We start from the raw sequence: 11,003 nt of genomic DNA, 5'->3' as shown, positions 1-11,003 counted from the left end.
AGTTTCATTACTCTTTCTTTCAATTCACGGACAATCCATTCGTCATCACGACAGGTTTCTGGTTTGTCGATAGCTTTCTTCATGTAGATAGGAACTCCATCCATACGATAACTGGTACCAGCACATTCTACAGCAATGAATGAACCTGGTAATACTACATCAGCGAGTTCAGTTGATGGACCCCAGTGAATATCGATTTGAATAACAGGAATGTTAGCTAAGTGTTGGTTTGCTCCGTTAGGGAAGTGAGCACCTGGGTCAGCTGCAATAACCATGAAACAATCTGGTTCTTTTCTTACTAATAAATCGATAGTGTTGGTTTCACCCATCATATATCTTGGGTAACCTCTACAGTAGTCAACACCGAAAGCAAATCCACATTCGAATGCCATGAAAATATTGAATCCGTTTACGTTAAAGTGACCTCTCATTGGAGTAAGACCCCATTTACTGTATTTGTTTAAGTCTTGTACCATTTTAATTGCAATATCAATGTTTCTTTGTTTTGATAAAGTGTGGGTTAAACCTAAACCGAAGAAGAGAACACCGAATTCAGCGTTTTTCATTTCTTCTGCTAATTCATATATGTCTTCTTTAGGAATTCCAGAAATTACGTCTTGGTATAATTCTTTTCCTCTGAGAACTGCTCTAATAGCATTGTAGAAACCGTAATCTCCGTTTTGTTCGAATCCAATCCATTTGTCTGAACATTTTGCAGTATCGGAGAATTTTGGATCCATGGTAACAACAGTTCTGTCGAATCTTCCTCTTTGTCTGAAGTATCCTCTACAGAACACAGCATATCTTGCCATGTGTCTTGGGTGAGAGTTCATTGCGTTACTTCCAGAGTAAGCAATCATATCTGCTCTGTTTTGAACTTCTCCTAAAGTTTGAATAGGGTAACCTGCGTTTTGTACAGCTTGGAGAGAAGGACCGTGACAGATAGTAGCTTGGTTATCTAATACAGCACCGATGTATTCACCTAATGCTACTCCTTCTTTCATACATTCAGTAGAAGTTTCAGACCAACCGTAAAATACTGGTCTGATGGAATTAGCAATGTATTCAGCAGCTTTGTCTAAAGCAGTATCCCAATCTACTTCTTTGAGTTCTCCGTTTTCATCCCTAATCATTGGAACAAGTAATCTTTGATCCATATCTTCCATAATTTTACTTGCTCCTAATCTGCATGCGTGTCTTACAGCAACTACGTGACCGTCTTTGACTAAGTAGTCGAGGTCGTCACAGTTACAACCACAGAATGCACAAGTACAATTTTCAACAATGTGATCATAATCAGTTACAGGTGGTTCATAAGTCATGGTCAATCAACTCCTCCCATTTACGTCCGTGATAAACAGGTAATTCACCTAAAGAGTCCATGTTTTCTACAACATCGTCATCTTCTTCATCAACGTATTTTTTGTATACCCATCTCATTAAGTCTGCCATGAGTAATACTTTTCTGTCGGTTTTTTCGACAGTACATCTGATTCCTTTGTAAGTTGGGTCAGAACAGCAGTAAGTGTCGTGACTTACAATAGTGTTAGCCCATGGTCCTTTACAAATGAATACAGTTCCTTCGTGAGGTGCATCTCTTGAAACTGCACAGTTTACAACTACTTCACCGAAATCGGTTTTAACAAGTACAGTATCCCAGTTGTTTACACCTAATTTTGCCATATCTCTAGGATCCATGTAACAGGTACCGGAAGCGTTTTTGTATTCTTCTTTTAAGGTGGATCCTCTTTTTTTACAAGCACCTTGGTAGATGTCAGAACCGGTGTTTAACATACATTTTAAAACATCAGTTGTTCCTTCACCAGTAATTTTTACATCAGGTACTACAGGTTTTTCTAAATAAGTATTAGCATAATGCATATAATAATCCCCCTATTCTAACCATATAGCATTTACTGGGCAAAACATTTGACATGTTCCACACTTTTCACATTTTTCAGGACTAAAGAGTTTGATGAATCCGTTTTCTACCATCATAATAACTTCTTCAGTCTTAGCACCATTACCACCAGCGTTTTCTGGGCTGATAGCAGCATTTACAGGACAAGCGATTACACAAATCCCACATCCTAAACAATTATCTTGTTCTACTTTAAGTTCCATATAATCACCTAGTCTTTAATTGCATCTAAAGCATCTTTCCAAGTAGTTGAGCTAATAGGTGTGTGGTCAATTTCAGTTCTTTTTACAGTAATTGCACCGTTAGGACATGCTTTTGCACATGCTTTACATTTTACACAGTAATCATTGTTAGCAATTACATGTTCCATTCTAGAACCAGGACCTGAGGATACTGGGAATGCTAATGCGTTACATCCACAAATATCTACACAAGCTCCACAAGCTTGACATTTATCATCATCAATTTCAATAGAACCTTCGAATGGTTTTTTGTGTTTAGCAGCATCGGTTGGACATACTCCTTCACACCATCCGCAGAATACACAGAGTTCTGAGTCGATGACTGAGTTTCCTTTAACAGCAGCTTTTGCAGGGTCTAAATCATATTCACCGTAGTTACATGCTCTACAAATTGCTTTAATAGCATTGGTAGGACAGGATTTTTTACATACTAAACAGTATACACATTTATCTTTGTCAATGACAATAGATTCTCTTCCAGTTTCTTTATCAACGACGATTGCTTCTGCAGGACATAATTCTTCACATACACCACAGTAGATACATTCTTCATCATCTACATCAATTTCACCAGTTACTAAGTCAGCACGGTCTGGTAAAACTCTTTCAATGACAATTGCATCACGAGGACATGCGATTTCACATCTTTTACAGTAAATACATTCATCATCATCAATTTCTGAGAAAGCGTTATAATGAGGATATGCTTCAATTTCTTTGATTGGTACGCCATCAATAGTTAATACTAATGCATCAACAGGACATAATCCGCTGCACATACCACATAATACACATTTACTTTCGTCAATGCTTACTCTTTGAACATCAAATTCATCTTTGAAGTTTTGAGCAATCTTTTCATGACCACTGAAATAAACGTCGTTTGAGATTCTGTGACGTGCGTCAACAGCAATTGCATTTAATGTAATTGCTTCGACAGGACAAGTAGATTCACAAATCCCACAACCTAAACATACATGGTCGTTGAAAGACAAGTTTCTAACTTCTTCAGCAGATCTTGTGATGTCAAAGTTGTTGTCTTTAACCTCTTTTAAATTTCTAATCATATTAAATCTCCAAAATTTTTATAGAATTAGTTGGGCATTCATCGCTACATAGCTGACAACCACAACATTGTATGGAGTCTGCATGTGCCTTTAATGATTCTAACTCAATAGCTTTCATTGTACATGCATTTACACATAAGCCGCAACCAATACACGAATCTCCTATACTCACCTCGAAATTTCTTTCTCGGCAAATATTCACAATTTTTCGACTCTGTTCTGGTTCATCAAATATAGCCTCAGTCATTTTCAAGAAATCCCTGGGAGATAAGTCCACAATAGTCCTTGCAACATCAATTGAGTTCCAGGATAAATTTCGACCATTCAAATAATGGGAAATAGTAGATCTATCGACACCCAACTCCTCAGCAATTGCCTGGTGACTTTCACCAGCATCCTTCAACTTGACCGCAGCCAAATATTTTAGACCAGATGCAATATGCTTTGGCATTTGAACCACCATGTGTAATGATAACACATATGTTTTCTTATATAAATATAGTTGCCTACTAGATTAAAGTAGAAAGCTTTAAATATTACTGTGGTAATAGTACACAAAAATTTTTTTAAAAATTTTTCAAAATACTTTAAATCAAACAAAAACCTTTAAAATATATTAGTTTAAATTAAACAATACAATTAATTGAATTTAATATTAAATAATAACTTATAATTCTTTAACCTATTAAAAACTAGAAAAATCAGTCAAAATTTGTAATACTAATATATGTAAAAAGTATTACAAAAACGGCGAAAATATGTAAAAAAGTTTAGGTTTGCCTAAAATGTGTAGTTAGTACACATATAATCATTTAGAAATTTTTAATTAATACGAAGAATAACATATAATATATTATTAAGGGGAAAAAATAATGAAGATAGTATCTATTGTAGGTAAAAAAAATACCGGAAAAACATCACTAACCGTGAAAGTTATTGAAGAGCTGACCAAAAGAGGCTATAATGTTGCATCCATAAAGCACTCACACCATTCAATAGAGATGGACAAGGAAAATACAGACACTTGGAAACATAAACAGGCTGGTGCCAACTTGGTTGTGGGTGTTGGTTCAACTACATTTTTCAATGTTAAAAAAGAGCATGATCTTAATAGAATACTATATATGCTGAAACATTTTGACGACTTCGACTTTGTAGTTATTGAAGGATATAAAAGATACAACTACCCTAAAATCATTACATCCCCTGACGTTAAAGATGACTATACAATCAAGGAAGTCGATTCATTTACAATAGATGAAGAGGGTGTCAGCCAACTTGCAGACCTCATCGAAGAGAGAGGCCACGATATTATTGATACATTATTTGCCAACAACTGTGGATTCAACAATGGAGAGGTTATTGCCCGTGAAATTCGCCAGGGAAACTTAAGTGTTGACGATTTGGATAAAATACATTCATACCTATCAATTGACGGAAAAGTTGTCGGACTGAATAGATTCGTTAGCGATTATTTCAAGCAAAGCATCACCGGCATAATCAATACATTAAACCTTGATGAATACGATGTTGAGGATATAGGTAAAATTGAGCTTGTAATTCCAAATGAAAGTGCAGCTAAAAATGCGATTGACTGCGAATGCAGCATTCTGATAAATAACGATAATCTTGAAATAAACGGATTTACCAAAAACATCGTTTCAAATTCGATTAAGGGAATGGTAAATGCCATTAAAACTGAAGATGATGTAAAGCTAATATATGTTGAAATCAAAAATATCAACAGCAATGATTTGAGAACTGCAGATATTACACTTAAGACAAACAATCATGATGTTGAAATAAATGACTTTACCCAAGGCATTCTAAAAGAAACAATATTTGCAATCATCAATACTCTCAAAATTGACACAGAAATTAAAGATATAAAAATTGAAGTGGAAGAACGATAATATGCTGGATGACGTTGTAAAGGACAAATATGAAAGACCAATTCTTTCACTAAGAATCACAATTACAAACAGATGTAACGAAAACTGCATTTACTGCCATCATGACGGAATGGTTTCCTCCAAGGACGAAATGACTCCTGATGAAATATATAAAATCTGCAAAATAGCCAAAAAAATTGGAGTTCGAAAAATCAGGCTTTCAGGCGGAGATCCACTGGTCAGAAAAGATATTGTCGAAATCGTTGAAAAGATTGCCAGTCTGGATTTCAAAGACATCTCCCTTACAACCAATGGAGTGCTGCTTGAAAAATATGCCAAGGACCTGAAAGATGCAGGACTTGACAGAATAAATGTAAGTCTGGACACATTGAATCCGGATACCTATAAATTCGTTACAAAAATGGATTATTTAAATGAAGCAAAAACAGGTATATTAAATGCCGTTGAAGTTGGATTATACCCTGTTAAAATCAACATGGTCATAATGAAGGACATCAATCAAAATGAAGTAAAGGACATGTTTGAATTCTGCAGGGAAAATAATATGGTGCTTCAACTGATTGAACTTATTGAAAGCGAGAACTGTGATGAGGATAAATTCAATGCTGAATACCACTATCCATTAGACAACATTGAAAATAAGCTATCTGATATGGCTGATGACGTAAGAGAACGAAAATTTATGCAGGGCCGTAAAAAATATTACATTAACGATGGTGAAATTGAAATAGTAAGACCTGTCGATAACTCCAAATTTTGTGCAAATTGCTCCAGGTTAAGAATCACACCTGACGGTAAAATCAAACCGTGTTTGCTTAGAAACGATAATCTTGTTGAATTGATTTCACATATAAGAAATGGAGAAAGCGAAGAAAAACTGGAAGAAATTTTTATAAGAGGCATAGACAAACGAGAACCGTTTAACACATAAAGATTAGGTGATATCATTAAAAAATATTTGATTCTGATAGGAATAATAAGCATATTTCTACTCATTACACCGCTATCTGCTGCAGATGAGAATAATACTCAAAATACCATCATTACATCTGGAGAATCCCCAGCTAGTGACAACGAAAAACTTGATGTTTATATAAAACCTGACAAATTTACAGGAATATACGGAAATAATGAAACACCAATACTGGTTTATGCATATGATGAAAACAATGAAAGTGTAACTGAAGGAACCGTGACATTAATCGACGTGTTTGGTGAAGACCATACCATACATCTCGAAAATGGTATTGGAGGCCGCTATATTTTTTGTAAAGAAACCGGGACTTTTAATATTACATGCAAATATACCGGAACAGGCAAATACAATAATGCAACAACAACCTTGACTTTATATGTTCCTGTTGCAAATACAACCTGCCACAACATTGTTGCAACAAAATATGACAATTGTGTGTATTTTACAGGAAATGTCGTTTCAGACTATAGGGAATACGAAGAGTTTCAAGACTTTGAAGAGGTGACCGAAGGAAACCTGACCATATATATCGATGGTGAAAATATGGGAATGTGCAAAGTAGATGCAAACGGGAACTTTTTGTATATATGGAATACGACAAGAAATCTTATTGGTCAGCCAGTTAACTTTGCTGCCTTTTTCACAAACAACAAAAAACACTTCAATCCTTCAAATTTTTCCAAAACATTCACATTTACGGGTGCAAAAAATACAGAAATAACATCACAAATCACTACCGTCGGAAATGACATCCTAATCAACGGAAGCGTTAAAGACAATACAGGAGCAAATGTCATTGGAGGAACACTAACGTTAAATAACCAATACAAAATCCCCGTAGATACAAACGGCAAATTTAAATTTTACATTACAAATCAGACACAAAATGAAGTCAACTATGAAATTGGCGTGATGGATTGGGGATCAAAAGCAGACATCAGAGCAAACATTCCCCTAATGAACGGGATTGAACACACCGAACTAACAGACAATCTGATTGACTTATGCAATCAGGGAAGTCCATACATCAAATTTGGAAACGGAAACGGTAAAACTATTGTTGTTAATGTTGGAACCCACGGATGCGAGCTTGCATCACAAGTAGCTGGATTGAAACTGATAAATTTGCTTGCCACCTTCGGCGATGAAATAAACGGGACAATATATGTATTTCCATTCATTTTTCCAGAATCCACTGCCATTAATGAACGTATGGTCAATTATACAAATCTGAACACAGTGTCAAACATCAATGGAACAGTATCAAACAATTTAGTAAACTTTGCAATCTCAATAAATGCATCAGGACTTGGAGATTTTCACTGTACAAGGCATAGCGACAGCGATGTTGGAATAACATGCATAATGTGCACATATATTCCAACCTTAGAAAGTTACGATATTGCAAGGGCTGTTTCAAATGAAACAGGATACGACATCAAAATATATGAAACCGCAGGAATACCCTACGCCGGAGCGATTGAAGACACATGCAATCTAAATGGAATCCCAGCAAATACATATGAAGTTTTATGCAACCATAAGACCATTGAATATGGAAGTCCTGAAATCTCATTCAACATGATGAAATCATTTTTAAAATATTTCGGATTCGATATTGATAAAATGACAAGGATTACTCTTCAAAACAAAACATTATCATTAATATTTACAAGCCCATATAACTATAATTCAAGCATGAAAAGCATTGGCTTAATGAAGAATGCACAAATAATATCTAAAAGTGCATCATACATCATCAATTATGGTGGAAAATACAGCATTACACTCAAGGATATAAGCGGGACCCCACTTGTTGGAAAAAAAGTAACATTTACATTGAATGGAAAATACATCGGATCAGCCACCACCAAAAGCAAGGGCATTGCAACATTCACATTAACACCAAAAGTCCTGAAAGCTGCAAAATACGGCAAAAGGAATTTGATAATAAAATTCAGTGATTCCGACTACAAACTAACCAAAAAAACCGTTAAGATAACAATCACTAGAGAAAAGACAAAACTTTCCGCCAAATCAAAAGCATTCAAAAAATCAATCAAAACAAAGAAATTAGCTGCAATCCTAAAAAACAACAAAGGAAAAGCCATTAAAAATGTCAAATTAACATTGAAAGTTAAAGGCAAAACATATAAAGCTAAAACCAATTCCAAAGGTAAGGCAATTTTTAAAATCACAAAATTAACCAAAAAAGGAACATATAAAGCTAAAGTTAACTTTGTTGGGAACAGCTACTACAAATCCATTTCAAAAAGCATCAAAATTAAAATCAGGTAGCAATTTCCCATACTTATTTTTAAATATACGAGTCATTAGAATGCATCTGTTGGCAAGGCATCTAAAATAATTAGACGTAATGTCAATTATATTACAAGATAGCTGGAAAATAGGATTTGTAATTAATTTAAGACATATATTGTTTTAAAAAAAGTGGCTAATAACATAAAATACAGTGACAACACGATTATCCTTAATGCACTTGGAGTACAAGCAAGATTTAAAGTTGGAAAATATTATAAAATCAGATAATTATGAGCAACACTCAAAAGTTAAAAAAAAAATACCAATAAATGATATTGAAGCAAGATTTATGAAAGGAAAGAAAGGAAACTTCATTTAAATGCCTAGAAAATCAGAATATGAACTTTTTTGCAAAATATGTTAATCACACAAAAATCCAGAAAACCAGATAAAATAAAAAGAATCTACAATAATTACAAAACAAATTTAAAAGATTTCTGCAAAAGCACATCCATTAAAAACCAATTAAAACTCGATGTGACAATATTTAAAAAAAATCAACAACTCAAGCAAAATTTAATTTTGGCAGCCACCCTAAAAAAAAAGAAAAAATAATAAAGGTCAGATGACCAATATTATAATTTTTTAGCTTTGGATACGTGATCTGTGAATGGAAGTGGGTCATCACTACCCATACCTGGGATGTATCCGTAGACTTCTCTTACTTTGTTGTTTACAGTACTCCATACTTTAGCAACAGGGATTTCACATGGACATACTTCGGAACATTGACCACAGTTGGTACATGCGTCAACCATGTGTACTAAACGTGTTAAGTGGAAGAATGGAGCAGCAGGAGTGTATCCACCAGGTACCCATTCAGGACCTTCAGCTTCAAGACAGCAGTCTTCACAGAAACATAATGGACATGCTTCACGACAGCCGTAACATTTCATACATTTGGAGAATTCGTCTTCGTATTGATAGAATACGTCGATGATGTCTCCGGTAGTACCTGCGTAATCGATTTCTTTTTTAGCTTGAGATTCTTTTAGCATGAAGTTGTTAACGTTTTCTCTGATTTTGACACCTTTTGGATTTGGTTCTTCGGTAGCAATTAAACCTGCATCAATTACTTTACCTAAAACATCTGCACCAGTTTCGGAGAATACTTCAACAAAAGTAGCTTTTCCAGCTAAAGGACCGATAACTCCCCAGTTACCTAAAGCTAAGTCAGCGTTGGAAGGGATTTTGAGATTACATCTTTGACAGTTTTCTCTTCTACCCATACCTTGTTCTTCTAATTCATCGATTTTGAAAGCTTTTTCGCCGTCAGCAGTTTCCATAATGAGTTTACCTTTAGCGATTTCTTCTTTGACAACGTCTTTAGGATCTAAATCGTATACATCTCTAATCATGTTCATGGTTGGAACAGGTGACATTGTTCCACCACAGTTTACACCGATCATAATAACGTTTTCTTCGATGATTTTACCTTTTTTCATTAATTCACGGATGGTCATTGCATCACAAGGTTTACATGCAACAGCGAGTTTCATGTATCTTGCACCATCTAAGTATTTGGATACGAATTTAGCAATGTTTAAGGTACCACAGTGAATGGAACCTGCAGTTTTGATTACATCAGCAGGGTCAGTGATAAGGGTTGGTACACCATCATAAATATCGTGACCTTGGGTTACTCCAACAACACCGTCAACGATACCTTCTTCTAATAAGTATTTCATGATGGTAGTAACTACTCCACCGTATTCACCTTTTTGTTTGATGTCTTCGATAGCAGAGTATGCGTAATACATATCGTTAATTTTTGCGCTCATTTAAATCTACTCCTCAATTATTTACCTACTTTTACGGTGGTAGTTGCCATGTTTTCAGCTTTAATTTCGGTGTCAGTACCATCTTTGTATACTTCACCTTTCATTTCGACAACATCATCGAGTTTTTCTACTTCAATAGCACAAGCTTTCAATTCAACCATTTTGGATTTAGGGTCGAAAGAATCGGAGTTGGTCAATACATTTGCAGCACATTCTACAAAGTGCATTGGAATGTTTACAATACCTTCTTTGATGTCGTCAGTTACACGAGCAGGAATTGCGATTTCTCCTCTTCTAGAGAATGCTTTTACTACTTCACCGTTAATGATTCCTCTTGCTTCAGCATCTTTAGTGTTGATTTCGATGAATCCGGTTTTAACTTCGTTGGATAATGTTTCACATCTTCTGGTCATTGCAGCGTGATAGTGGAACAAGATTCTTGTAGTAGTTAATAATAATGGGTATTCATCATCTACAGTTTCAACAGGACCTTTGTGTTCTAATGCTTGGAAAACTCCTAAACCGTCAGGGTGTGCGAATTTTACTTTGTGCATTAATGGTTGACATGGATCATCTTCTGAAGGACAAGGCCAGTGAAGTGCTTCAGGAGTGTCTAATCTTTCACGGTTCATACCTGCCATGATAGGAGCACATTCTCTGATTTCTTCAAAGATTTCTTCAGCAGATTCGTAGTGGAATAATTCTCTTGGAACTCCCATTCTGACTGCGATTTCTTCCATGATTTTCCAGTCTACCCAAGCGCCTTCAGGAGGTTCTTGTG

General features: G+C 35.3%; 9 protein-coding genes and 1 pseudogene. 3 read left to right on the top strand and 7 right to left on the bottom strand.

Annotation, left to right across the window (positions count from 1 at the left end; genetic code table 11):
- From ACJROP_RS01350 to ACJROP_RS01330, 5 genes are all read right to left on the bottom strand, one after another.
- Positions 1 to 1,322, bottom strand: a 1,322-nt coding sequence (locus ACJROP_RS01350) for a formylmethanofuran dehydrogenase subunit B (protein ID WP_406533714.1), incomplete at its 3' end; no start/stop codon positions are given.
- Positions 1,312 to 1,881: a molybdopterin dinucleotide binding domain-containing protein gene (locus ACJROP_RS01345; protein WP_292607480.1), complete on the bottom strand. Its 570-nt coding sequence runs from the start codon at positions 1,879 to 1,881 to the stop codon at positions 1,312 to 1,314. The genes ACJROP_RS01345 and ACJROP_RS01350, both read right to left, overlap by 11 nt.
- 12 nt (positions 1,882 to 1,893) lie before the next feature.
- Positions 1,894 to 2,124: a 4Fe-4S binding protein gene (locus ACJROP_RS01340; RefSeq protein ID WP_296802190.1), complete on the bottom strand. Its 231-nt coding sequence runs from the start codon at positions 2,122 to 2,124 to the stop codon at positions 1,894 to 1,896.
- Between the two features lie 8 nt (positions 2,125 to 2,132).
- Entirely contained in the window at positions 2,133 to 3,230 is a 1,098-nt protein-coding gene (gene fwdF, locus ACJROP_RS01335; protein WP_292607474.1) for a tungsten-dependent formylmethanofuran dehydrogenase subunit FwdF, read from the bottom strand.
- A 1-nt stretch (position 3,231) separates the two neighbouring features.
- On the bottom strand, positions 3,232 to 3,693 hold the full coding sequence (locus ACJROP_RS01330) for a 4Fe-4S binding protein (RefSeq protein ID WP_292607470.1): 462 nt from the start codon (positions 3,691 to 3,693) through the stop codon (positions 3,232 to 3,234).
- 409 nt (positions 3,694 to 4,102) lie between these two features.
- Here ACJROP_RS01330 and mobB point away from each other — a divergent pair, with 409 nt between their 5' ends.
- From mobB to ACJROP_RS01315, 3 genes are read left to right on the top strand one after another with little or no spacing between them, the layout of a single operon-like run.
- Positions 4,103 to 5,143, top strand: coding sequence for a molybdopterin-guanine dinucleotide biosynthesis protein B (gene mobB / locus ACJROP_RS01325; RefSeq protein ID WP_292881927.1), 1,041 nt, complete (start codon positions 4,103 to 4,105; stop codon positions 5,141 to 5,143).
- Position 5,144: 1 nt separating this feature from the next.
- Positions 5,145 to 6,074: a GTP 3',8-cyclase MoaA gene (gene moaA / locus ACJROP_RS01320; protein ID WP_292881930.1), complete on the top strand. Its 930-nt coding sequence runs from the start codon at positions 5,145 to 5,147 to the stop codon at positions 6,072 to 6,074.
- A 27-nt stretch (positions 6,075 to 6,101) separates the two neighbouring features.
- Positions 6,102 to 8,417: a hypothetical protein gene (locus ACJROP_RS01315; protein ID WP_406533713.1), complete on the top strand. Its 2,316-nt coding sequence runs from the start codon at positions 6,102 to 6,104 to the stop codon at positions 8,415 to 8,417.
- Between the two features lie 599 nt (positions 8,418 to 9,016).
- Here ACJROP_RS01315 and ACJROP_RS01310 read toward each other — a convergent pair.
- Positions 9,017 to 10,222, bottom strand: a complete 1,206-nt coding sequence (locus ACJROP_RS01310) for a Coenzyme F420 hydrogenase/dehydrogenase, beta subunit C-terminal domain (RefSeq protein WP_292607454.1) — start codon at positions 10,220 to 10,222, stop codon at positions 9,017 to 9,019.
- A 113-nt stretch (positions 10,223 to 10,335) separates the two neighbouring features.
- Positions 10,336 to 11,003, bottom strand: a pseudogene (locus ACJROP_RS01305) (molybdopterin oxidoreductase family protein); the annotation flags it as partial.

It is taken from the genome of Methanobrevibacter sp. (genome assembly GCF_045220775.1).
Taxonomy (GTDB): domain Archaea; phylum Methanobacteriota; class Methanobacteria; order Methanobacteriales; family Methanobacteriaceae; genus Methanocatella.
The sequence above is the reverse complement of the archived record's forward strand: the minus strand, read 5'-3'. Positions and strand labels throughout refer to the sequence as shown.

Bases quoted from the DNA above. Each gene is read 5' to 3' on its own strand.
- ACJROP_RS01345 (WP_292607480.1), bottom strand. From the start codon at position 1,881: ATGCATTATGCTAATACTTATTTAGAAAAACCTGTAGTACCTGATGTA.
- ACJROP_RS01340 (WP_296802190.1), bottom strand. From the start codon at position 2,124: ATGGAACTTAAAGTAGAACAAGATAATTGTTTAGGATGTGGGATTTGT.
- fwdF (WP_292607474.1), bottom strand. From the start codon at position 3,230: ATGATTAGAAATTTAAAAGAGGTTAAAGACAACAACTTTGACATCACA.
- ACJROP_RS01330 (WP_292607470.1), bottom strand. From the start codon at position 3,693: ATGGTGGTTCAAATGCCAAAGCATATTGCATCTGGTCTAAAATATTTG.
- mobB (WP_292881927.1), top strand. From the start codon at position 4,103: ATGAAGATAGTATCTATTGTAGGTAAAAAAAATACCGGAAAAACATCA.
- moaA (WP_292881930.1), top strand. From the start codon at position 5,145: ATGCTGGATGACGTTGTAAAGGACAAATATGAAAGACCAATTCTTTCA.
- ACJROP_RS01310 (WP_292607454.1), bottom strand. From the start codon at position 10,222: ATGAGCGCAAAAATTAACGATATGTATTACGCATACTCTGCTATCGAA.